Source organism: Pantoea sp. alder81 (genome assembly GCF_020179835.1).
Taxonomy (GTDB): Bacteria; Pseudomonadota; Gammaproteobacteria; order Enterobacterales; family Enterobacteriaceae; genus Pantoea.
The window spans coordinates 1-23715 of sequence record NZ_JAIUDA010000010.1 but is presented as its reverse complement, the minus strand read 5'-3'; the positions used below and the strand labels follow the sequence as shown (position 1 = coordinate 23715).

20 protein-coding genes, 2 tRNA genes and 2 rRNA genes are annotated in these 23715 nt (G+C 54.5%); 9 read left to right on the top strand and 15 right to left on the bottom strand.

The features are described from left to right. Positions 1-318 precede the first annotated feature (318 nt). Positions 319-1929: a malate dehydrogenase (quinone) gene (gene mqo, locus LBW88_RS22215; protein WP_224934269.1), complete on the top strand. Its 1611-nt coding sequence runs from the start codon at positions 319-321 to the stop codon at positions 1927-1929. Positions 1930-2001: 72 nt separating this feature from the next. Here the strand turns inward: mqo and LBW88_RS22210 are convergent, their stop codons facing one another. After that, on the bottom strand, positions 2002-2589 hold the full coding sequence (locus LBW88_RS22210; RefSeq protein WP_224934268.1) for a LysE family translocator: 588 nt from the start codon (positions 2587-2589) through the stop codon (positions 2002-2004). A 136-nt stretch (positions 2590-2725) separates the two neighbouring features. On the opposite strand from LBW88_RS22210, the gene LBW88_RS22205 reads away from it, so the two are divergent. Then, complete coding sequence (locus LBW88_RS22205) at positions 2726-4216, top strand: PLP-dependent aminotransferase family protein (protein ID WP_034819992.1); 1491 nt, start codon at positions 2726-2728, stop codon at positions 4214-4216. Here LBW88_RS22205 and LBW88_RS22200 read toward each other — a convergent pair. After that, complete coding sequence (locus LBW88_RS22200) at positions 4183-4806, bottom strand: glutathione S-transferase family protein (protein ID WP_224934267.1); 624 nt, start codon at positions 4804-4806, stop codon at positions 4183-4185. The two genes, LBW88_RS22205 and LBW88_RS22200, sit on opposite strands and share 34 nt — an antisense overlap. Positions 4807-4919: 113 nt before the next feature. Between LBW88_RS22200 and LBW88_RS22195 the strand changes: the two genes are divergently transcribed. Beyond that, positions 4920-5768, top strand: coding sequence for a PhzF family phenazine biosynthesis protein (locus LBW88_RS22195; protein ID WP_224934266.1), 849 nt, complete (start codon positions 4920-4922; stop codon positions 5766-5768). A 179-nt stretch (positions 5769-5947) separates the two neighbouring features. Here the strand turns inward: LBW88_RS22195 and LBW88_RS22190 are convergent, their stop codons facing one another. After that, the gene (locus tag LBW88_RS22190; protein ID WP_224934265.1) at positions 5948-6706 is read right to left on the bottom strand and encodes an SDR family NAD(P)-dependent oxidoreductase; all 759 of its coding nucleotides are present in this window, start codon (positions 6704-6706) and stop codon (positions 5948-5950) included. Positions 6707-6821: 115 nt separating this feature from the next. Here LBW88_RS22190 and LBW88_RS22185 point away from each other — a divergent pair, with 115 nt between their 5' ends. From LBW88_RS22185 to LBW88_RS22175, 3 genes are all read left to right on the top strand, one after another. Further along, positions 6822-7721 (top strand): LysR family transcriptional regulator, encoded by a 900-nt coding sequence (locus tag LBW88_RS22185; protein WP_034820092.1) that lies wholly within the window; start codon positions 6822-6824, stop codon positions 7719-7721. Between the two features lie 45 nt (positions 7722-7766). Continuing rightward, the gene (yhjD, locus tag LBW88_RS22180) at positions 7767-8768 is read left to right on the top strand and encodes an inner membrane protein YhjD (RefSeq protein WP_224934264.1); all 1002 of its coding nucleotides are present in this window, start codon (positions 7767-7769) and stop codon (positions 8766-8768) included. Between the two features lie 289 nt (positions 8769-9057). Continuing rightward, the gene (locus LBW88_RS22175) at positions 9058-10392 is read left to right on the top strand and encodes an MFS transporter (protein WP_224934263.1); all 1335 of its coding nucleotides are present in this window, start codon (positions 9058-9060) and stop codon (positions 10390-10392) included. 263 nt (positions 10393-10655) lie between these two features. On the opposite strand, the gene ilvC is transcribed toward LBW88_RS22175, so the two are convergent. After that, entirely contained in the window at positions 10656-12131 is a 1476-nt protein-coding gene (ilvC, locus tag LBW88_RS22170) for a ketol-acid reductoisomerase (protein WP_100701946.1), read from the bottom strand. Positions 12132-12292: 161 nt separating this feature from the next. Here ilvC and ilvY point away from each other — a divergent pair, with 161 nt between their 5' ends. Continuing rightward, positions 12293-13174 carry an HTH-type transcriptional activator IlvY gene (gene ilvY, locus LBW88_RS22165; protein ID WP_160869936.1) on the top strand — a complete coding sequence of 294 codons (882 nt, stop codon included), beginning with the start codon at positions 12293-12295 and terminating at the stop codon, positions 13172-13174. On the opposite strand, the gene ilvA is transcribed toward ilvY, so the two are convergent. The 6 genes from ilvA to ilvL all read right to left on the bottom strand — a co-directional run bounded on the left by ilvA (position 13175) and on the right by ilvL (position 19737). Beyond that, positions 13175-14722: a threonine ammonia-lyase, biosynthetic gene (gene ilvA, locus LBW88_RS22160; RefSeq protein ID WP_224934262.1), complete on the bottom strand. Its 1548-nt coding sequence runs from the start codon at positions 14720-14722 to the stop codon at positions 13175-13177. A gap of 6 nt (positions 14723-14728) precedes the next feature. Further along, a complete protein-coding gene (ilvD, locus tag LBW88_RS22155) occupies positions 14729-16579 on the bottom strand; it encodes a dihydroxy-acid dehydratase (protein ID WP_224934261.1) in 1851 nt (616 codons plus the stop codon). A gap of 61 nt (positions 16580-16640) precedes the next feature. Further along, complete coding sequence (locus LBW88_RS22150) at positions 16641-17570, bottom strand: branched-chain amino acid transaminase (RefSeq protein WP_224934260.1); 930 nt, start codon at positions 17568-17570, stop codon at positions 16641-16643. Positions 17571-17588: 18 nt separating this feature from the next. Further along, positions 17589-17846 carry an acetolactate synthase 2 small subunit gene (ilvM, locus tag LBW88_RS22145; RefSeq protein ID WP_224934259.1) on the bottom strand — a complete coding sequence of 86 codons (258 nt, stop codon included), beginning with the start codon at positions 17844-17846 and terminating at the stop codon, positions 17589-17591. Then, entirely contained in the window at positions 17843-19489 is a 1647-nt protein-coding gene (gene ilvG / locus LBW88_RS22140) for an acetolactate synthase 2 catalytic subunit (RefSeq protein WP_224934258.1), read from the bottom strand. The genes ilvM and ilvG overlap by 4 nt, the downstream gene beginning before the upstream one ends. A 149-nt stretch (positions 19490-19638) precedes the next feature. Then, a complete protein-coding gene (gene ilvL, locus LBW88_RS22135) occupies positions 19639-19737 on the bottom strand; it encodes an ilv operon leader peptide (protein ID WP_071531048.1) in 99 nt (32 codons plus the stop codon). A gap of 327 nt (positions 19738-20064) precedes the next feature. On the opposite strand from ilvL, the gene LBW88_RS22130 reads away from it, so the two are divergent. After that, the gene (locus LBW88_RS22130; protein ID WP_224934257.1) at positions 20065-21585 is read left to right on the top strand and encodes a YifB family Mg chelatase-like AAA ATPase; all 1521 of its coding nucleotides are present in this window, start codon (positions 20065-20067) and stop codon (positions 21583-21585) included. 29 nt (positions 21586-21614) lie between these two features. Here the strand turns inward: LBW88_RS22130 and LBW88_RS22125 are convergent, their stop codons facing one another. Beyond that, positions 21615-21953, bottom strand: coding sequence for a DUF413 domain-containing protein (locus LBW88_RS22125; RefSeq protein ID WP_007888811.1), 339 nt, complete (start codon positions 21951-21953; stop codon positions 21615-21617). 121 nt (positions 21954-22074) lie between these two features. Here LBW88_RS22125 and hdfR point away from each other — a divergent pair, with 121 nt between their 5' ends. Beyond that, positions 22075-22896 (top strand): HTH-type transcriptional regulator HdfR, encoded by an 822-nt coding sequence (hdfR, locus tag LBW88_RS22120; RefSeq protein WP_034820037.1) that lies wholly within the window; start codon positions 22075-22077, stop codon positions 22894-22896. A gap of 127 nt (positions 22897-23023) precedes the next feature. Here hdfR and LBW88_RS22115 read toward each other — a convergent pair. The 4 genes from LBW88_RS22115 to LBW88_RS22100 form a co-directional block, all read right to left on the bottom strand. After that, positions 23024-23099 (bottom strand) — tRNA-Trp (locus LBW88_RS22115). Between the two features lie 8 nt (positions 23100-23107). Continuing rightward, positions 23108-23184 (bottom strand) — tRNA-Asp (locus LBW88_RS22110). Between the two features lie 102 nt (positions 23185-23286). Next, a 5S ribosomal RNA gene (gene rrf, locus LBW88_RS22105) occupies positions 23287-23402 on the bottom strand. Between the two features lie 206 nt (positions 23403-23608). Continuing rightward, positions 23609-23715, bottom strand: a 23S ribosomal RNA gene (locus tag LBW88_RS22100); the annotation flags it as partial.

Sequence of the window (23715 nt, the reverse complement as noted above, 5' to 3'; positions counted from 1 at the left end):
CTCTCACAATATCGCAACAACTGCATTACCATAACTCTCTGATTAAGAGATAAAAATCCCTTATGACAGCGGGGTCGAACTGATTAATTCTTATGCTGAATCATTTCGGCCTTTAAAAAATAAACAAACGTTTAATTCCGATACGAGAATGTTATATTCAAATGCATATGCATAACGTGCAGTTAATCGTTATCGTCCCCTGACTTAAACCTGAGTCTTAACCTTTGAGAAATAGCGCGACGCGCTCGAAAGAAGCGTGGCTGTTTCGCCTGCGAACCTGTTGAACTTCAGGTCAACAGAGAGAGGAGATGTCGCCTCATGAGCACTACTGCGGTAAACCTGGCGCTCGCCGCCGCTGGTATGGATAGCGCAAACCTTCAGGAACGAAAGGATGTCGACGTACTGCTGATCGGCGCAGGCGTGATGAGTGCCACCTTAGGTGCATGGCTGCAGGATCTGGAGCCGGACTGGTCTATTGAGATGGTGGAACGCCTCGACGATGTCGCGGTGGAATCCTCCAATGGCTGGAATAATGCCGGGACCGGTCACGCTGCGTTGGCCGAGCTGAACTATACGCCGCAGAAGGCGGATGGCAGCATCGACATTACGAAAGCGGTAGCGATCAACGAATCGTTCCAGATCTCTCGTCAGTTCTGGGCGTACCACGTTCAGAAAGGCAACCTGCGCAATCCAAAAAGCTTTATCCACAGTACGCCGCACATGAGCTTCGTCTGGGGCGACGATAACGTTGAGTTCCTGCGCAAACGTTTCCAGGCGCTGCAAAAAAGCACCCTGTTCCGTGGCATGAACTATTCCGAAGATCGCGACCAGATTACCCAGTGGATTCCGCTGGTGATGAACGGCCGTGACAGCAAACAGAAAGTGGCCGCCACCTGGACCGAAATGGGTACCGACGTTAACTTCGGTGAAGTGACGCGTCAGCTGATCGCTTCTTTACAGAAGAAAACCAATTTCCGCCTGCGTCTGCGTCAGGAAGTACGTGATATCAAGCGCCTGAGCGATGGCCGCTGGCAGGTGACGCTGCACAATCTGGCCAGCGGTGAAAATCGCCTGCTGACCACGCGCCAGCTGTTTATCGGTGCGGGCGGTGCGGCGTTGCCACTGCTGCAAAAATCCGGCATTCCGGAAGTGAAAGGCTACGCCGGTTTCCCGGTGGGAGGCTCCTTCCTCGTGACCGAGAATCCAGAAGTGGTGCAGCAGCACATGGCGAAGGTGTACGGTAAAGCCAGCGTTGGCGCGCCGCCGATGTCGGTACCACACGTCGATACTCGCGTGCTGGATGGCAAGCAGGTGCTGCTATTTGGCCCGTTTGCCACCTTCTCGACCAAATTCCTGAAACAGGGTTCGCTGCTGGATATGTTCGGCGCGATGAACAGCAGTAACCTGTTGCCGATGATGCAGGTTGGCCTGAAGAGTTTTGATCTGGTGAAATACCTGGTCGATCAGGTGCTGCAGAGTGAAGATGATCGCATGGAGGCGCTGCGTGCCTATGTGCCACAGGCGAAGCAGGAAGACTGGCGTTTAGTCACTGCCGGCCAGCGTGTGCAGATCATCAAGAACGATGAAAAAGAGGGCGGCGTGCTGCGCTTGGGCACTGAAGTGGTCACCTCTGAAGACGGTACGATTTCTGCATTGCTCGGCGCTTCACCGGGTGCCTCAACGGCTGCGCCAATCATGCTGGAATTGATGGCGAAGGCCTTCCCAGAGCAGATGCGCTCACCGGAATGGCAGACCAAAATCCGCGCGGTCATCCCGACCTGGGGCCGTAAAATGAACGGTGATGTGGCGCTGACCGAGAAGATTCTGGCGGAAACCAGCCGCGTACTGCAGCTCGACTACGCACCGATCGTTACGCCTGACGCGGCGAACGACGAAGCCCGCGAGACGGCGCACGTGGTGGGGAAGTAACCAGGCAATCCTGATTGCCCGTGAATAATGATGAGGCCGCGCAAGCGGCCTTTTTTATGGGTGCACTGCAATTCAGCTTAGCAGCACCGCGTCGTACAACATCCATCCCGTTGTGGCCACCAGCGACAGCGCCATCAGGCTGTTAAACGCCTGACGTTTCCACGCCACCTGCAGGTGACTGCGCAGACGATCGCCCAGGGCGGCCCAAATCAGGATGCAAGGCAAGTTCAGCGCGGCAAACCCCAGCAACACGGTGATGACTCCGTTGCTGTTGGCATACATCAAGGCAACGTTGGTGACCATCAGCCAGGCTTTCGGGTTGACCGCCTGGAAGCAGATGCCGCCCACCAGCGTCATTGGCCGCGGACGTTCACGCGCTTCTGGCGCACCGGCACGAAAGATTTTCCATGATAGCCAGAGCAAGTAACTGCACCCCACCACCGTGAGCGGCAGGCGAATGGCGCCCATCCAATGCAGCAAGATGTCTAAGGCCACACTCGCCAGCAGCATCTGTATCGCGCAGCCGAGCAGAATGCCAAACAGCATTGGCAGCGTGCGCTTAAAGCCAAAATTAACGCCCGATGTCGCAAGCAGCAGATTGTTCGGGCCGGGGGTAATCGACATTACCGTGACGTAGCTGAAGAATGAAGGGTCGAGCATGATGCGCTTCCTGATGGTCCAAAGTTAACATCATGCTAATGCGTACACGCCAATGGAAACAGAGACACAAAACGACTATTGTGATGGATACAGTTGCCATTAATTTAGATTGTACTCATCGCACGCGGAGGCTTTTGTGTCCCTTCCACTTTCATCCGGTCAAACGCTGTATCAGCAGCTGGCAGATAGCTTTGCCGAGTCAATTCATCAGGGCACGCTGAAGCCGGGGAAGCGGCTTCCCGCCATCCGCCGCGTGGCACAATCGCATCAGGTTAGCGTCAATACGGTGCTTAATGCCTGGCAAATTCTCGAAGATCGCGGCTTAATCGAAGCGCGTCCGCAATCGGGATATTACGTGCGCGGCGTGATGCCCGCCGTGACGCGTCCGGTCAAACCGCTGCCCGCGAAAATCAATGATCCGAGCACGCAGAAACTGGAACTGATTGAGCAGGTGTTTGCAGCGCAGAACAATGCCGATTACACCAATATCTCTTTGGCCTGTCCGCAGGATGGCACCTTTTATCCGGCAGCACGCCTGGGCCGAATTACCTCAGGCATTTTACGGCACAATCCCGATATCATTGGGCGCTATGCGCTTCCGCCGGGTAGTGAGCGCTTACGGGAGGAGATTGCACGTCGCAGTCTGCACACCGGCATCAATCTGACCGCGCAAGAGATCACCCTCACCCACGGCTGTATGGAAGCGCTGCAACTGGCGCTGCGGGCAGTGACGAAGCCTGGCGACTGCATTGGGCTGGAATCCCCCACTTACTTCTTCCTGTTTCCGCTGCTGGCGTCACTGGGCCTGAAAGCACTGGAGATTCCCACTGATCCACAGCAAGGGCTGTCGCTGGATGCGCTGGAGATGTTGTTGCAGGAGAAGCGTATTCAGGCGCTGATCGCTATGCCCGGCGCGCAAAATCCGCTGGGCTATGTGATGCCCCTGGAAAATAAGAAGCGGCTGGCAAAGTTAGTGAATACTTACCACGTTCCAATGCTGGAAGATGGGCTGTATGACGAGCTGCAGTTCGACTGGCCGCTCTCGCCGCCGGTAAAGGCCTTTGATAGCGATGGCTGGGTGATTTACTGCACCAGCTTTACCAAAACCGTGGCGCCGGATTTCCGCGTGGGCTGGACCGCTGCCGGTCGCTTCCATCAGACCATCGCTCGTCTGAAAGCTGTCTCTTCTATGTCTGAATCGCGGCTGTTGTGTGAGACGCTCGCCGAATTTCTTGCCAGCGGTGGGTACGATCATCATCTGCGCTCGCTGCGCCGCCGCTATGCCGCCAATCTTGATGCGGCGCGCGGCATCATGGCACGCCATTTTCCGCAGGGAACACGCGCGACCCTTCCAAAAGGCGGCTTTGTGTTTTGGGTAGAGCTACCGGGCAAGGTGGATACTGTAGAGATGTTCCATCGGTTATTGCAGGAGCAGATCTGTGTCACACCGGGCGCGCTCTACACGCTGAGCGATCGCTACAAGCACGCATTGCGTCTCTCCTGCTGTTACCCGTTTGATGAACGTTACACGTGGGCATTAAAACGCACCGGCGCGCTGGCCTGTGAAATCACAGGGCTGGCGCCGGGACAGGATCAGGGTTTGCCGTTGCGGCCCCAGGTGGTGTAACCCTCACGCTCGGTCAGGCGTTCATAATAGAGTTGCACGGCCGGAAATTCAGGGTGCTCAAGTGGGGTTTCAAACCAGCGGTTAACGGCGAGACCGACCGGGATGTCTGCCAGCGAGAAATTACGTCCTGCGACATAGCGCCCGGTTTTTTGCAGATGCTGGTCGAGAATGTTCATGGTGTGCGTCCAGCCTTTAACCGCGGCGGCCAGTAAACGCGGATCCTGATGAGCTGGCGAGTTACGCACCAGTGACATAAACGCATAGCGCCATGAGGTGTTGAGCTCGGTGGCTTGCCAGTCCATCCATTGATCCACCGGTGCGCGCGCACGTGGATTTTCGGGATAGAGCCAGTCACCGCCGTTGCTGTTGGCAAGGTAGCGCAGAATCGCGTTGGATTCCCACATCACGAAGTCATCTTCGATGATCACCGGCACCATGGCATTGGGGTTCAGCGCCATAAATTCCGCCGAGTGCAGGGATTGTGGATCCTCACCCCAGGGTTCGAGCTCATAAGCGATATCCAGTTCTGAGCATAGCCACAGAACTTTGCGCACGTTGATTGAAGAAGTACGACCAAGAACTTTTAACATAGCGGACTCCGATTCCAGAATTCTTAACCTATTCATAGTCCTGTTGGCTGCTATTAGCAATCAGTAGGGTGTAAATCCGGATTTCATAGTGCCTCAACAAACAAGGAGTGAAAATGAAAGTCGCGTTTAAGCAGGTGGATGTTTTTACCTCATCAGCGTTTAAAGGTAATCCGCTGGCAGTGATCATGGATGCACAGGGATTAAGTGACGCCCAGCTGGCCGCCATCGCCCGTTGGACCAATTTATCGGAAACCACCTTTGTCCTGCCGCCACAAGATGCCGCAGCCGATTACCGCGTGCGCATTTTCACTACCGAAGGGGAACTGCCGTTTGCCGGTCATCCAACACTGGGTACGGCTCATGCCTTGCTGGAAGCGGGATGGACCGTAAAAACGCCCGGCAAGATCGTGCAGGAGTGCGGCGTTGGCCTGGTGGATGTGCGCATCAGCGAGGATGGCTCGCTGGCCTTTGCGGCACCCAACGTGACGTTAACGCCATTTGATGATGCGTTGATGAGCAGCGCACTGAACAGCGAGGCCTTTGACGTCAGCCAGACGCCGACCATTGTCGATATGGGTATTCGCTGGCTGCTGATTCCGATGAGCAGCGCGCAGGCAGTACTGGATGTGCAGGCCAGCGCAGCGGATTTGCTGCGTTTGCAAAAGCACGCCGATGTGAATGGCACCGCGATTTTTGGCCCACTGCCCGAGGATTGCAGCGAACAGTACGAAGTGCGCGCGCTGCTGGTTGAGAACGGCAGCCTGACCGAAGATCCGGTGACGGGCAGCGCCAACGCCTGTCTGGCCCGCTACTTTGCGGCGCAGGGGAAAACCGAGGATTATCGCGCACGTCAGGGCAGCGCCATTCAGCGCGAAGGACGGATTCAGGTGAGTTTTAGTGGTGAGACCATCTGGATTGGCGGCCAGACGGTGACCGTGATTGATGGGACGATCCAGTTGTAGCTGATCTATGCGCGTGCTTGATAGGACGATCCAGTTGTAGCTAACCTGTGCGCGTACTGGACCAGGTCAGCATAAATGCTGACCCTACAAAGTTTGTCACGCTATGCAGTCATCCGCACAGAGCCCCATCATCATTTGTAGGGTGCGCATTCATGCGCACCTGAAAAAAATCAAATCAATTACAGCGCCTGCCCACCTGAAGCTTCAATACGCTGCGCGGTGATCCAGCCGGTTTCTTCACTCAGGATGGCGCTGATGGCGTCACCGATATCATCTGGCTGGCCAACGCGACCCAGGGAGGTCACCGAGGCAATGTGATCGTTGAGATCTTTGGTGTCGCGCACACGCCCACCGCCAAAATCAGTTTCGATCGCACCCGGTGCCAGAATATTGACGCGAATACGACGCTCGCCCAGCTCTTTGGCCTGATAACGCGTCAGCACTTCCATCGCCCCTTTCACCGAAGCATAGGTGCCAGAGCCCGGCAGCGTCATGCGCGTTAATCCGCTGGAGACGTTCAGAATGCGGCCACCATCGATAATCAGTGGCAGCAGCTTCTGCGTCAGGAAGTAAGGCCCTTTAAAGTGCACATTGATCAGTGCATCAAATTCCTCTTCCGTGGTTTCTGCAAACAGCTTGTAGTGACCGTGACCGGCGTTGTTCACTAAATAATCAAAGTTGTCGCGCTGCCAGGTGTTTTGCAGTGTCTCTTTCACCTGCGCCACGAAGCTGTCGAAGGTGCTGCTGTCGCCCACATCCAGCTGCAGCGCCACCGCACGTGCGCCCAGGGCTTCAATCTCTTTTACCACAGCCTGTGCTTCATCCACATGACCACGATAGGTAAAAAGGATATCCACGCCTTTAGCCGCCAATTTCAGCGCACCATTCTTGCCCAAACCGCGGTTACCGCCGGTAATCAATGCAATTTTATGACTCATGTTTTGCTCCAGATGGAAAATTGAACACGGGATAAGGATATTCGCTATAAATTGATCTATAAACGCAGAGGAATACGCAGCACTGTTTCACTAACAACAACAATCGGTGAACAACATGGATAAAATTCACGCAATGCAGGTTTTTGTGCGGGTGGCAGAAATGGGCAGTTTTACCCGTGCGGCTGAAAGTCTTGGACTACCGAAAGGCAGCGTATCGCGCCAGCTACAGGCGCTGGAAAATCAAATGGGCACACGTCTGCTGCATCGCACCACGCGACGTGTGCATCTCACCCAGGATGGGCTGGTGTATTACGATCGCTGTCTCGATTTGTTGTCGATGCTCGATGATATGGACAGCCTGTTCCAGCACGATCCCGGCACGCTAAGCGGCAAGCTGCGTGTCGATATGTCGGTCGCCATGGCCACCGGATTTATCCTGCCGCGTTTACCGGAATTCCTGCAGCACTATCCCGGCATCGAAATTGAGCTTAGCAGCAGCGATCGCCAGGTGGATGTGATTCGTGAAGGCTTTGACTGCGTAATTCGCGTCGGCGAGCTGAAAGATTCGGGTCTGATTGCGCGAAAAATCGGATCACATGCCTTGATTAACTGCGCCAGTCCCGACTACCTTTCCCGCTTCGGCATGCCGGTGCGGCTGGAAGACCTCGCACAGCACGCCATGGTGCATTACACCCAGCAGTTGGGGCAGCCCTCTTTGGGTTTTGAATATTTTGATGGTAAGCAGTGTCATTACGTCCAGACCGGCGGCGTGGTGACGGTGAACAGCACTGAAACCTACCGTGCCGCCTGCATTGCCGGGCTGGGCATTATCCAGGTGCCGGCGATTGGCGTGCAGCCATTACTGGAATCGGGGCAGTTAGTGGAAGTGCTGCATCATTTCCCGGCCAAGCCGATGCCGATTTCGTTGCTTTATCCGCATCGCCGCAACGTGGCACGCCGTGTGCGGGTGTTTATGGAGTGGTTAAGCCAGGTACTACAGGAGTATGTCACCTGACGAGCTATAATTTTAATTTCGCAGTGAACAGGATGCTAATCGTCTATGACAGACAAACCTAACAAAGAACCCGCGGCTGGGCAGAAGCCGCTGATTGATATCAAGACCGGCAATAAAACCGTGGATGGCTCGATCCAGAACGTGTCGCGCTTTGCGGCCTGGTTCCAGGCCATCCCGGCGGTGGCGCATTTTATGCGCGCGCTGGATCGGTTTAACGATCGCCTCGGCAGCCAGTTTGGTGCGGCGATCACTTACTTCTCTTTCCTCTCTCTGATACCGATTTTGATGGTCTCCTTTGCGGCAGTCGGTTTTGTGCTGGCGTCGAATCAGGATTTACTCACCGAGTTGATCAACAAAATCGTCAACAGTATCAGTGACCCGACGCTGGCCACCACGCTGAAGAACACCGTGAACACCGCAATTCAGCAGCGTGCAACGGTCGGATTAACCGGGTTACTGCTGGCGCTCTACTCCGGGATCAACTGGATGGGCAATCTGCGCGAGGCGGTGCGTGCCCAGTCGCGCGATGTGTGGGAGCGTACACCGGACGACCAGGAGAAGTTGTGGAAGAAATACGCGCGTGATTTGCTGTCGCTGCTGGGCCTGATGCTGGCGCTGGTGATTACGCTGTCGCTGACCTCCATTGCCGGTGCCGCCCAGAATGCCATCGTCAACGCGTTAGGATTGGAAGATATCGAGTGGCTGCGCCCGGCGATGACCATCATTGCGCTGTCGATCTCCATCTTTGCTAACTATCTGTTGTTCCTGTGGATCTTCTGGATTCTGCCGCGCCACAAGCCGCGTAAGAAGGCGTTGTTCCGCGGTACGCTGCTGGCGGCGATTGGCTTTGAAGTAATTAAGTTTGTGATGACATTGACGTTACCGAAGCTGGCGACCTCACCGTCAGGCGCAGCCTTTGGTTCAGTGCTGGGTTTGATGGCATTCTTCTACTTCTTTGCCCGTCTGACGCTGTTCTGCGCCGCGTGGATTGCAACGGCAAAATACAAAGACGATGTGGAGATGCCGCAGCCGCACCAGGGCAAATAACATCGCAAAAATGTTACATTTGCCGCAACAGCTAAAAATGTTTCCTGCTGGCTACTATTTCAGCAAAAACCAGCAGGAAACGCTAAAGGGTCACTTTAATTTGGCCATTTTGCAGAGATTCCCGCCAAAAAAGTGACACTTCCCGTTCCCATCACCCGCCGATTGCCGCAACTCAGAGATTATCCACTTTTTCACCGAAAATGCCTGTTCTGACGCGGGTTTTCGCCATTGAATGCCGCAAAACAGGTGCGTAAGATTCTCTGTCTACATTTACAATTAAGAAACAGTCATGCAAGCCTCCATCACAGAAACACTCGACAAAAAACACGACGACACGCCCGTAAATTCACGCGGAAAAGTGGTCGTGGCATCGCTTGTCGGCACCGCGATCGAATTCTTCGATTTCTATATTTATGCCACTGCGGCCGTGATCATCTTCCCGCATATCTTCTTTCCGCAAGGTGACCCGACGGTTGCCACGCTACAGTCACTCGCGACCTTCGCTATCGCCTTCGTTGCGCGCCCGATTGGTTCTGCGCTGTTCGGTCACTTTGGCGACCGCGTAGGCCGTAAAGCCACACTGGTGGCCTCACTGCTGACCATGGGTGTTTCCACCGTATTGATCGGCCTACTGCCGAGCTATCAAACCATTGGCGTTGCTGCTCCGCTGCTGCTGGCGCTGGCGCGCTTTGGTCAGGGTCTCGGCTTGGGCGGCGAATGGGGCGGTGCCGCTCTGTTGGCCACTGAAAATGCGCCAGCGAAAAAACGTGCGCTTTATGGTTCATTCCCGCAGCTTGGCGCACCGATTGGCTTCTTCTTCGCCAACGGCACCTTCCTGCTGCTCTCCTGGCTGCTGACCGATGAGCAGTTCATGAACTGGGGCTGGCGCGTGCCGTTTATCCTTTCTGCAGTACTGGTATTGATTGGCCTGTATGTGCGCGTTTCGCTGCATGAGAGCCCGGTATTTGCCAAAGTGCAGAAAGAGAATAAGCAGGTCAAAATGCCTATCGGCACACTGCTGAGCAAGCATATGACCGCCACTATTCTTGGCACCTTCATCATGCTGGCCACTTACACGCTGTTCTACATCATGACCGTGTACTCCATGAGCTACGGCACGGCACCTGCGCCAGCGGGCCTGGGTTATTCGCGTAACAGCTTCCTGTGGATGCTGATGGTGGCGGTGATTGGTTTTGGTGTGATGGTGCCGATTGCGGGCCTGTTGGCGGATCGTTATGGCCGTCGTCGCACCATGATCACCATTACCTTGATGATCATCGCTTTCGCGCTGATGTTCCCGGTGCTGCTGGGTTCAGGCTCACAGATTCTGGTGATGGGCTTCCTGTTGCTGGGTCTGAGCATCATGGGCCTGACGTTTGGTCCGATGGGCGCGCTGCTGCCAGAGCTGTTCCCAACCGAAGTGCGTTATACCGGCGCATCCTTCTCTTACAATCTGTCGTCGATTTTGGGTGCGTCTGTTGCGCCGTATATCGCGACCTGGTTGAACGCTCATTACGGTTTGCAGGCGGTCGGTTTCTATCTGGCTTCAATGGCGGTACTGACACTGATTGCGTTGATTGCCTGTAAAGAGACGCGTGATCAGACACTGTACGACGCAGTTTGATGGTGACGGATTGATGTGATGAACCCGGCTCAGGCCGGGTTTTTTATTGGGTGAGAATTGAGATACGGGCGAATGACGTGAGGGCACCGCGTTAGCGGCGCGAGAACGCCAGATCCTAAGCGGGCCCGGGCTGCGTTATCGCCATGGCATTGCGTCTTAGTCGCATTTTTTAGTTACTGAGTGCGGGAAGCTATCTGTTCAGGCATAAAAAAACCCCGGCAAGCCGGGGTTTTTCTTGTGCTGAAAACCGTATTGCGTGTGGCTTAGCCAGCAACCGCGATACGTTTCATATCGGTCATGTAGCCACGCAGTTTGCGGCCAACGGCTTCGATTGGGTGCTGACGAACGGCTTCGTTAACATCACGCAGCTGCGCGTTATCAACCTGAGTGCCTTCAATCGCTTTGCCCAGATCGCCCGGCTGCAGAGTGGTCATGAACTCTTTCAGCAGTGGAACTGCCGCGAAGGAGAACAGGTAGTTACCGTATTCTGCGGTATCGGAGATTACCACGTTCATTTCATACAGACGCTTACGCGCGATGGTGTTCGCGATCAGCGGCAGCTCGTGCAGAGACTCGTAATAAGCAGATTCTTCGATGATGCCTGCATCGATCATGGTTTCAAAGGCCAGCTCAACGCCCGCTTTCACCATCGCAACCATCACAACGCCTTTATCGTAGTATTCCTGCTCTTCGATTTTACCGTCGAACTGTGGTGCGTTTTCGAATGCGGTAGCACCGGTCTCTTCACGCCAGGTCAGCAGGTTTTTGTCGTCGTTCGCCCAGTCAGCCATCATACCGGAAGAGAATTCACCCGAGATGATGTCATCCATGTGCTTCTGGAACAGCGGAGCCATGATGGTTTTCAGCTGCTCAGACAACGCGTAAGCACGAACTTTCGCCGGGTTAGACAGACGATCCATCATCAGAGTGATGCCGCCGAACTTCAGTGATTCGGTGATGGTTTCCCAGCCGAACTGAATCAGTTTTTCGGTGTAAGCCACGTCGTGACCTTCAGCCACCAGCTTATCGAAGCACAGCAGAGAACCGGCCTGCAGCATACCGCACAGGATAGTCTGCTCACCCATCAGGTCAGATTTCACTTCGGCAACGAAGGAAGATTCCAGTACGCCTGCACGGTCGCCGCCAGTTGCAGCAGCCCATGCCTTGGCAATCGCCAGGCCTTCGCCTTTTGGATCGTTTTCCGGGTGAACCGCGATCAGCGTTGGCACACCGAAACCACGCTTGTACTCTTCACGCACTTCAGTACCTGGGCACTTCGGCGCAACCATCACCACGGTGATGTCTTTACGGATGGTTTCACCAGATTCAACGATGTTGAAACCGTGCGAGTAGCCCAGCGCCGCGCCATCTTTCATCAGAGGCTGTACCGCTTTAACCACCGCTGAGTGCTGCTTGTCTGGCGTCAGGTTAACCACCAAATCTGCCTGCGGGATCAGCTCTTCGTAAGTGCCCACTTTGAAACCGTTATCGGTCGCTTTACGGAAAGAAGCACGCTTCTCAGCAATCGCTTCAGCACGCAGTGCATAAGCAATATCCAGACCGGAGTCACGCATGTTCAGGCCCTGGTTCAGACCCTGTGCGCCACAGCCAACGATAACGACTTTCTTACCTTTCAGGAAGCTTGCGCCGTCTGCGAACTCTTCGCGTGACATGAAACGACATTTGCCCAGCTGCGCTAACTGGTTGCGCAAGTTCAATGTGTTGAAGTAGTTAGACATGGGTACTCCGGTTAGATGTTGTGTTTGCTTTTGTTCGGTAACGACACCGTGTTCAGTGCCGCGAATGACCCCATCATATGACAGGAAATCCATTGCTTAAATTGATATATTAGCAAGGTTACATTGCAGAATTTGCAACAACACGTTGAGGTGAAATACGCATGGATTTACGAGACCTGAAACTCTTTCTTCATCTGGCCGAAAGCTGCCACTTTGGTCGCACTGCGCGTGCTATGCACGTCAGCCCTTCCACGCTATCTCGCCAGATTCAGCGTCTTGAAGAGGATGTCGGTCACGCGCTGTTCCTGCGTGATAACCGCACCGTGACCCTCACTGAAGCCGGCGAGCGCCTCAAGCAATTTGCTCAGCAAACCTTGTTGCAATATCAACAGTTGCGCCACGTGATGGATCTGAACGGCCCTTCACTGAGCGGCGAGCTGCGTCTGTTCTGCTCGGTGACCGCCGCTTACAGCCATCTGCCACCGATTCTCGATCGCTTCCGTGCAGAGCATCCACAGGTGGAAATCAAACTCACCACCGGTGACGCCGCCGACGCGATTGAGATGGTGCAGTCGGGTGAAGCGGATTTAGCGATTGCCGGTCGTCCTGAATCGCTGCCTGCCAGCATAGATTTTACGCCATTAGGCATCATTCCGCTGGTGCTGATCGCCCCGGCGCTGCCTTGCCCGGTGCGAGGCCAGGCGACGCAGGACAATCCTGACTGGTCACAGATTCCGTTTATCGTGCCGGAACAAGGGCCTGCACGACGCGGTATTGATTTGTGGTTCCGCCGCCATCGCATTCCCAATCCACAGATTTACGCTACGGTTTCCGGGCATGAGGCGATTGTGTCGATGGTGGCGCTGGGATGTGGCATTGCACTGCTGCCTGATGTGGTACTGGAGAACAGCCCGGAGCCGGTGCGTAATCGCGTGCTGACACTGGAGAATGTCGAGTCGGTCGCGCCGCTGGAACTCGGCGTGTGCGTACAAAAAAAGCGGCTCGGGGAGCCGCTTATCAGTGCTTTCTGGAACCTGCTGTAATTACTGCCCGGCGAGGAAGAAGCGGAACGCCGGGTTATTCGCTTCATCGTGCCATTCGTAGCCCAACGCCGTGAGATGGGTTTCGAAATCCGGCTCTTGATCGTTGGCTTCAAAGGCTGCCAGCACGCGACCAAAATCGGTGCCGTGGCTGCGATAGTGGAACAGCGAGATATTCCAGTGCGCACCCAGCGTCTGCAGGAATTTCAGCAGCGCGCCCGGTGCTTCCGGGAATTCAAAGCTGAACAAACGCTCGCGCAGCGGCTTCGATGGTCGACCGCCCACCATGTAGCGCACGTGCAGTTTCGCCATCTCATCATCTGACAGATCCACCACCTGATAGCCGCCTTCGCTGAGCTGGCTGATGATCTCACTGCGCTCTTCCAGACCACGCGTTAAGCGCACGCCGACAAAGATGCAGGCGTTGTCAGCATCCGCATAACGATAGTTGAACTCAGTGATGGAACGACCACCCAGCGTCTGACAGAAACGCAGGAAACTGCCCTGCTGTTCTGGAATCGTTACCGCCAGCAACGCCTCGCGCTGTTCACCAATTTCACACCGTTCTGATACATAGCGCAGACCGTGGAAGTTGACGTTGGCGCCCGACAAGACGTGCGCGAGGCGCTCGCCTTTGATGTCGTGCTGCTGGATGTACTTCTTCATCCCTGCCAGCGCCAGCGCGCCAGAAGGCTCCGCCACCGCACGCACATCTTCAAACAGGTCTTTCACTGCCGCGCAGATGGCATCGCTATCCACGGTGATGATGTCGTCGAGGTACTCTTTGCACAGACGGAAGGTTTCGCTGCCGATGCGCTTCACCGCCACACCTTCAGCGAACAAACCAACACGCGCCAGGTCCACCGGTTCACCGGCATCCAGCGCCGCTTTCAGGCAGGCCGAATCTTCCGACTCCACCGCGATCACTTTGATCTGCGGCATCAGCTGTTTGATCAGCACCGCCACGCCCGCTGCCAGCCCGCCACCACCGACCGGCACAAACACGCGATCGAGATGCGCATCCTGCTGCAGCAGTTCCATCGCCAGCGTGCCCTGCCCGGCAATCACTGCCGGATGGTCAAACGGGTGTACAAAGGTGTAACCCTGCTGCTCGGACAGCTCAATCGCTTTGGCTTTCGCCTCGTCGAAGTTAGCACCAAACAGATAAACCTCACCGCCAAATGCGCGCACTGCATCAACCTTGATGTCTGCCGTGGCCAGCGGCATCACAATCAGTGATTTGATGCCAAGCGTGCTGGCCGAAAGCGCCACACCCTGCGCGTGGTTACCGGCCGAAGCCGTAATCACGCCGCGTGCTTTTTGCTCTTCAGTCAGCCCGGCAATCATCGCGTACGCCCCGCGCAGCTTGAAGCTGTGCACCGGTTGGCGATCCTCACGCTTCACCAGAATGGTGTTGCCGAGACGCGATGAAATTTTTTCCATTTTCTGCAGCGGTGTCACCTGAGCAATTTCGTACACAGGCGAACGCAGCACTGCGCGCAAATACTCCGCGCCGTTGGGCGACGCGGGTAGCGGTTGAGACTCAGCCATCAGTTGTTAGCCTCCCAGCTTGGACTTATCGCGCACCGCGCCTTTGTCAGCGCTGGTCGCGAGGGATGCATAAGCACGTAGCGCGAAGGACACGGCACGTTCGCGGTTGTGTGGCGTATACGCCGCTTCGCCACGCGCCTGTTCTTTTTCACGACGAGCATGGATTTCGTTGTCTGGCAGATCCAGATGGATACGACGGTTCGGGATATCCAGTTCGATCATGTCGCCATCCTGGATCAGCGCGATGGTGCCGCCGCTGCCCGCTTCTGGCGAGATGTGACCGACAGAGAGGCCGGAAGATCCACCGGAGAAACGACCATCAGTGATCAGTGCGCAGGCTTTACCCAGACCCATCGATTTCAGATAAGTGGTCGGATAGAGCATTTCCTGCATGCCAGGACCACCTTTCGGGCCTTCGTAGCGGATCACCACGCAATCGCCGGCAACAACTTTGCCACCGAGGATCGCGGCAACCGCATCATCCTGGCTTTCGTAGACTTTCGCGGGGCCTTTGAAGGTCAGCAGCTCAGCGTCCACGCTGGCGGTTTTCACGATACAGCCATCTTCAGAGATGTTGCCGTACAGTACAGCCAGACCACCATCCTGCGAGAAAGCATGCTCACGAGTACGGATACAACCCTCTACACGGTCATCATCCAGCGTGTCCCAGCGGCAATCCTGTGAGAATGCCTGAGTGGTACGAATACCGGCTGGGCCTGCGCGGAACATCTTCTTCACCGCTTCGTCTTTGGTCAGCATGATGTCGTACTGATCCAGCGTTTCACGCATCGTCTGCTGCAGAACGTTGCGGGTGGAGGTGTCGATCAATCCGGCACGATCCAGCTCGCCCAGAATCGCGATAACACCACCTGCACGGTGCACGTCTTCCATATGATATTTCGGCGTACTCGGTGCCACTTTGCACAGGTGTGGCACTTTGCGTGACAGGCGATCGATATCCGACATGTTGAATTCGATCTCGCCTTCCTGCGCCGCTGCCAGCAAGTGCAGAACGGTGTTGGTGGAACCGCCCATGGCGATATCCAGCGTCATCGCGTTCTCGAACGCCGCTTTGGTCGCGATGTTACGCGGCAGCATGTTGACGTCATCCTGCTCGTAGTAGCGTTTGGTCAGGCTAACAATGCGCTTACCGGCATTGAGGAACAGCTCTTTACGATCGGCGTGAGTCGCCAGCAGTGAACCGTTGCCCGGCTGTGCCAGACCCAGCGCTTCGGCCAGACAGTTCATCGAGTTGGCGGTGAACATCCCTGAGCAAGAACCGCAGGTCGGACAGGCAGAACGTTCGATTTTATCGCTGTCTTCATCGCTGACATTCGGGTTGGCACCCTGAATCATTGCATCAACCAGATCCAGCTTGATGATTTTGTCGGACAGCTTGGTCTTACCGGCTTCCATTGGGCCGCCGGACACAAAGATTACCGGGATATTGAGGCGCAGTGCTGCCATCAACATGCCGGGGGTGATTTTGTCGCAGTTGGAGATACACACCATGGCATCGGCGCAGTGCGCATTGACCATGTACTCCACGGAATCGGCGATCAGCTCGCGCGAAGGCAGTGAATACAGCATGCCGCCATGACCCATGGCGATACCGTCATCCACCGCGATGGTGTTGAACTCTTTAGCAACCCCACCGACAGCTTCGATTTGCTCAGCCACCAGCTTGCCCATATCGCGCAGGTGCACGTGGCCCGGTACGAACTGGGTGAATGAGTTAACTACGGCGATAATCGGCTTGCCGAAATCATCATCGGTCATCCCTGTGGCGCGCCACAGGGCGCGGGCACCCGCCATATTACGGCCGTGGGTGGTAGTGGCAGAACGGTACTTAGGCATGCTCTATTTACTCCAGTCTGAAATATGACGCGGGCGCAGCTGCACCCGCGTAACTGTCTTGTTATGGATTAACTTGATCCAACCAGCCGTACTTGTCTTCGGTTTCACCTGTGAACAGGCCGAAGAATGCGCTCTGAATTTTGGTGGTGACTGGACCACGTTTACCTGCACCCACCTGGATACCATCAACGCTGCGTACCGGGGTGATTTCTGCTGCCGTACCGGACATGAACACTTCGTCAGCCAGATACAGGGATTCACGCGACAGGGTTTGCTCACGCACTTCGATACCTTGGTCGATCGCCAGCTTAATGATGGCGTCACGGGTGATGCCTGGCAGGGCTGAAGAAGTGAATGGCGGCGTGAACAGAATGCCATCTTTCACTTCGAACAAGTTTTCGCCAGCACCTTCTGAAATATAGCCGTTGGTGTCGAGAGCGATACCTTCCTGATAACCGTGGCGGCGCGCTTCGCTACCCACCAGCAGAGAAGAAAGGTAGTTACCACCGGCTTTGGCGGCGGTTGGCAGGGTATTCGGTGCGACACGGTTCCATGAAGACACCATCGCATCGATACCATTTTCCAGTGCTTCAGCACCCAGGTAAGCACCCCATGGGAAAGCAGCGATGATCACGTCGGTGGTGTAGCCATCTGGCGGGTTTACACCCAGACCCACATCGCCCACGAAGGCCAGCGGACGGATGTAAGCGCTTTTCAGTTTGTTCACGCGAATCACTTCGCGGCACGCATCCATCAACTCATCAACGCTGGCGGCGATTGGGAAACGATAAATTTTGGCGGAGTCGTGCAGACGCTGCATGTGTTCACGGTGACGGAACACCACTGGGCCTTTGTGTGAGTCGTAGCAACGTACGCCTTCAAAAACGGAAGTACCGTAATGCAGTGCGTGGGACATGACGCTAACCTTGGCGTCTTCCCACTTAACCATCTCCCCGTTGAACCAAATAAAGTCTGCTTTCTTCGTACTCATTGCTATTTCCTTTGGCGACTAAGCGCGGATTTGTTGTGATGTCTGTTGCTGGATCTCGACACAGGCGACATCCAAAAGTTTGCTTAACTGCGAAGACAGTAAATCGACCGAGCGCTGGCTGGCAACGGTCATCTCAATGTTAATGTTCTCGGCGTTGGTCGCAGATGCCATGTTCATCGCGCACACCTGGAAGCCACGGTGACGGACAACACGCAAAATGCGCTCCAATATTTCAGGGCGGAAGCGGGCTTCGATAGACAATTGATGCTGGTTCATGCGGTTTTCTCCATCATGTTTGCGTTGCTGGCACCCGGCGGTACCAATGGCCAGACGTTCTCATGCTCATCAATCGAAACATGCAGGAAGTAAGGACCTTCACTGTTCAGCAGAGCATCTATCGCGGCGTCGACCTGATCTTTACGGGTAATACGCTGGCCTGGGATATCAAACGCGCTGGCCAGCGTGAGGAAATCGGGGTTATCGGTGAGGATGGTTTCGCTGTAACGACCATCAAAGAAGAGCTGCTGCCACTGGCGCACCATGCCCAAACGTTGGTTATCCAGCAGCAGGATTTTCACCGGCAGCTTACCGCGTTTGATGGTGCCCAGCTCCTGGATGTTCATCATGATCGAACCATCGCCTGACACGCAGATCACGGTGTCTTGCGGGCGGGCAACCTGCGCGCCGATGGCAGCCGGCAAACCGAAGCCCATGGTGCCCAAGCCGCTGGAGGTGATGAAGTTCTCTGGCTGAGTGAAGCTCATGTGCTGTGCAGCCCACATCTGGTGCTGGCCTACATCAGTGGTCACCACAGCGCTGTCTGCTTTGCGGTCGGAGAGCTGCTTCAGCAGCAGCGGCGCGTAAATCGCCTCGCCTGGATGATCGTAACGCCAATCAAACTCAGCTTTCATCGCTTTGACTTCGGTGCGCCAGCCCTCAATCTGCATGGGCATGCTCAACGCGGGCAGCACTTGATTGAGATCGCCCTGCAGTGAAACATGGGCTCGACGCAGTTTGTTCAGCTCGGCCGGATCGATATCGATATGAATAACGTTCGCGTGCGGGGCGAAGGTGTCTAATTTGCCGGTGACGCGGTCGTCAAAGCGCGCCCCCACTGCAATCAGTAAATCACAGGATTGCACGGCCAGGTTGGCGGCTTTGGTGCCGTGCATACCCAGCATGCCAAGGTAGACATCGCTGCTGGCATCGGCGCTGCCCAAACCTTTCAGCGTGGCAACCATCGGAATACCGGTTTCTTCTGCCATGGCACGTAATGCAGGCACCGCTTGCGCCATGCCAACTCCGCCGCCGATATACAGCATCGGCTTGTGCGACTGCGCCATCAATGCGCGGGCTTCCGCAATATGCTCCGGCGAGTGGCTGATCGCTTCTTCAACCGGCAACAAATGTGGCGTTAAATCGGCACTGGCAATTTGAATGTCTTTCGGGATATCAACCAGCACCGGGCCGGGACGACCAGACTGGGCGATGGCAAACGCTTCGGCCATCACGGAAGGTAAATCTTCGAGGGATTCAACCAGGAAGCTGTGCTTAGTGCAGGCTAACGACAGGCCGAGAACGTCGATTTCCTGGAAGGCGTCAGTACCGATAAAGGCAGATGAAACCTGACCAGTGATCGCGACAACCGGGATGGAATCCATAAATGCATCCGCTAACCCGGTGATCAGGTTAGTGGCGCCGGGACCGGAAGTGGCGATACATACGCCGGTTTTACCGGTGGCACGGGCATAACCGATTGCCGCCATCACTGCACCTTGCTCATGACGACACAGTAGGTGTTCCACGCCGCCATCGTAGAGCGCATCGTACACTGGCATGATTGCGCCGCCAGGATAGCCAAACACTGTGTCGACACTCTGCGCGCGTAAAGCCTGAACTACCCACTGTGCACCTGTCATCGTTATTCTCCTGTATTCCTGGGGGAACAACAGAATTTTATGCTACTGCTCATAATCTGTTCCTCGCTGATTCGCTGATATTTAGCCAGGTCGAAAAAAAACCCCCGGACCTTTCGGTGCGGGGGTTTTTGGAATTCCGGGCTTGATTTTTAAGCCTTTCTTTCTCCAAGCGATGCCCCGCACGGTGGGATAATAATCACCACCACGCTAATCACGACTAGGCTAATCACTTGTAGAAGGGCTTTCATGTGTTGTCTGTTTTTTCGATTGTTCGAAGTAATACCTACAGAGTTACCATAGTTATCCACGTATTGACAATTATTTTCATAATGTTTTTTTATGACGCAAGCAATCGGCGTGGGTTATCGCGTTGTAAGTTAAAGGTTATTTTTAGTTGTGAAAATTTTTCATTACGTACGCGGCGTAATCGCCCTGTTAATTTTGCGATATTGCCCTCAATTGCAGTGAACATCCTGTAAAAACCGCTGATTCGCTGGAATCAGGCACAGATATTTTTTAATCGCATTCGTATTTTGAATTTGCCCCCCGCATGATGAAGACAACAAGGAGTCGTTATGTCTTTATCAAAGGTTTTAACACGCGCGGCGCTCGGTGTGCAGGCGCCATTGGTGACAGTAGAAGTTCATATTAGTAAGGGCTTGCCCGCTTTAACGCTGGTTGGCCTGCCTGAAACCACGGTGAAGGAGGCCCGGGAACGGGTGCGCAGTGCCATTATCAATAGTGGGTTTACCTTCCCGGCGAAACGCGTAACCATCAATTTGGCCCCTGCTGACCTGCCTAAAGAGGGAGGGCGCTACGACCTTCCCATCGCCATTGCGATTCTCGCGGCCTCAGAGCAGCTTCCTGACGCGAAACTGGCGCACTATGAGTTCCTGGGGGAGCTAGCACTTAACGGCGCGCTCTGTGGCGTTCAGGCCTCTATTCCTGCAGCAATGGCTGCCTTGCAGGCCGGCAGGCAGATGGTGTTAGCTGAAGAGAATCAACAGGATGTCGGATTGATTCAACAAGGTGAGACCCTTGTCGGTAAACATTTGCTCGAGATTTGCGCCTTTCTCCACAACCAATCACCTCTCACCGTTGCGCATTATCAACCTGAGCCGCTGCAGCAGGAAAAGCAGGATCTCTCTGAGATTATTGGGCAGGAACAAGGAAGACGTGCACTGGAGATCACCGCCGCTGGCGGACATAACCTGTTACTGCTCGGACCGCCCGGCACGGGCAAAACCATGCTGGCGACTCGCCTGCCTGGCATTATGCCTCCATTAGACGACCAGGAAGCGCTGGAGTGCGCAGCGATTAATAGCCTGGTCAGCAGCCGAAATCTCCATCATCAGTGGCGCAGAAGGCCATTCAGAGCACCTCATCACAGTGCGTCGCTGTATGCATTAGTCGGAGGTGGGGCACTCCCGCGGCCTGGTGAAATCTCGCTGGCGCATAATGGCGTCTTGTTTTTGGATGAACTCCCGGAATTTGACCGCAAAGTACTGGATGCATTACGTGAGCCCATTGAATCCGGAGAGATCGCGATTTCCCGTACACGCGCCAAAGTTACTTATCCTGCCCGCTTTCAGTTAATTGGCGCCATGAACCCCAGCCCTACGGGGCATTATCAAGGCAGTCACAACCGATGCACACCGCAACAGGTGCTGCGCTATTTGAGCCGGCTCTCAGGCCCGTTTCTTGATCGCTTTGATTTGTCATTGGAAATCCCGCTGCTACCCAGTGGAACCTTAAGCCATAAACAGGAAGCCAGTGAGAGTAGCGAGAGCGTACTTAAGCGCGTCCTTGCCGCGCGTCAGCGACAGATCCAGCGATCTGGCAAAGTAAACGCTCATTTATCCAATCTGGAGATCGCCCAGTGCTGTGAGTTGAAGCAGGAGGATGCTGTATGGCTGGAAGCGGTATTGAACTCTTTGGGTCTTTCCGTGCGCGCGTGGCAACGTATCTTGAAAGTGGCCAGGACAATTGCCGATTTGGCGGAGGAACAGAGGATTTCGCGACAGCATTTGCAGGAGGCGGTGGGGTATCGCAGCATTGACCGATTGCTAATCTATCTGCATAAAAATCTTGAATAAAAAACGGGGCTTTAGAAGCCCCGCTATTTTTAATCATCGCTGTCGCTAAAGTCTTCCACAGTGTCCATCTGCGGCTTACCGCCAGACAATGTGTGGAAACGCTTAGGACGCTTAATACGTGCGGTGTATTTCGACCAGACACGCTCTGCTTCCGTTTGCGGCTCACGCAGACCACGACATACTTCTAAAAACGAACGCTCTTCTTCTGTCGTGGGTTCACGCTTGGCGAGGTCCAGTTCATTGAAGGCATAACCGTGGCGTTCCAGAAGCTGAGCTTCTTTAATGGTGAAGTCACCATGACGTGAAAAACCACGAGGGTAATGTTTGTTATCAAAGAAACGATTTGTTGTTGCGAAGCTATCCGCCATTTTACACGCTCCCGACTCTCTTATGGCCGTGCTATTTATGGCGCGGAGTATTAGATAGGCTTGACAGAGTGTAAAACAAAACATTTAAATCAGTACGACAAACAAATTTTGGGAGAATGCTGTGGATACGGAATTACTGAAAACTTTCCTCGAAGTGAGCAGAACACGCCATTTCGGGCGTGCTGCTGAAGCGCTTTACCTCACGCAATCTGCCGTTAGTTTTCGCATTCGCCAGCTGGAAAATCAGCTGGGCGTTAACCTTTTTACTCGCCATCGTAATAATATTCGTCTGACTTCTGCGGGTGAGCGTTTATTACCCTATGCAGAGAGTTTGATGAGTACCTGGCTGATGGCTAAAAAGGAAGTTTCGCATACACAACAGCATCATGAGCTATCGATAGGCGCGAGCGCATCGTTGTGGGAAGCGTATCTAACTCCTTGGTTAAAAACGCTTTATGAGAATCGTGAAAGCCTTCATCTTGAAGCACGTATCGCACAACGGCATTTGTTGGTAAAGCAGTTACATGAGCGTCAGTTGGATCTTTTGATCACCACCGAAGCGCCAAAAATGGATGAATTAACCAGCCAACAGATTGGTCATATTTCACTCGCACTCTTCCGTGCACGTAAGACCGAGAAGCGTGAAAAATATGATTACATTAAACTGGAATGGGGTGCGGATTTTCATCAACACGAAAGTTATTTGTCCAGTGATGACGTGCCAGTATTGACCACAACTTCAGCGCATGTGACGCGTGAATTACTCCACACTACCGGTGCTTGTGCATTTTTACCGGATTCATGGCACAGCATTTATAGTGATTTGATGGTTATTCCAGATACACCCGTTGCCGTTCGGCCACTCTATGCGGTGTGGCTGCAGAATAGCGATCAACAAGCACATATTCGTCAGCTGCTTAAATTTCCAGTGTTGACGCAATAAAGCAGAAAATTGAGAGGGGTTTGAGTGTCGCGCAGTGAAACTCAAACCCTTTTCACTGACGAATTTATGAGGTAAATGCCAAATTTTGGACAAAAAAAATCCTTTGCCGAAGCAAAGGATTGTTTTCTGGCAGGGGCGGAGGGACTCGAACCCCCAACACCCGGTTTTGGAGACCGGTGCTCTACCAATTGAACTACGCCCCTAAATAGGGTGGCGGAACGGACGGGGCTCGAACCCGCGACCCCCTGCGTGACAGGCAGGTATTCTAACCAACTGAACTACCGCTCCACCGATACTGTACCAAAATCAGAAAATCGTTCTGAATTCGGGTGTTTCGCCCTTTCAGCGTCACTTGAAAGGTCACGACTCACGAATGAGTCTTAAATTGATGCCTGGCAGTTCCCTACTCTCGCATGGGGAGACCCCACACTACCATCGGCGCTACGGCGTTTCACTTCTGAGTTCGGCATGGGGTCAGGTGGGACCACCGCGCTAAAGCCGCCAGGCAAATCTTGGTGCACGAAACGAATCTTTTACGCCGTGGCTGCGTTGCTCTCCCTCGCGCTGCTCAGTCACATACTTCAGTATGCTCCTTCACATCGTCTCGGTCGGCGCCTTGCCCCTGCGCAAAATCTTTCGTTTCCGCTAAATCTTATCCGGATGAATCAAGCTGAAAATCTACTGCGTCTCTCAAAAACGCCTCTGGCGTTGTAAGGTTAAGCCTCACGGGTCATTAGTACCGGTTAGCTCAATGCATCGCTGCACTTACACATCCGGCCTATCAACGTCGTAGTCTTCAACGTCCCTTCAGGACTCTCA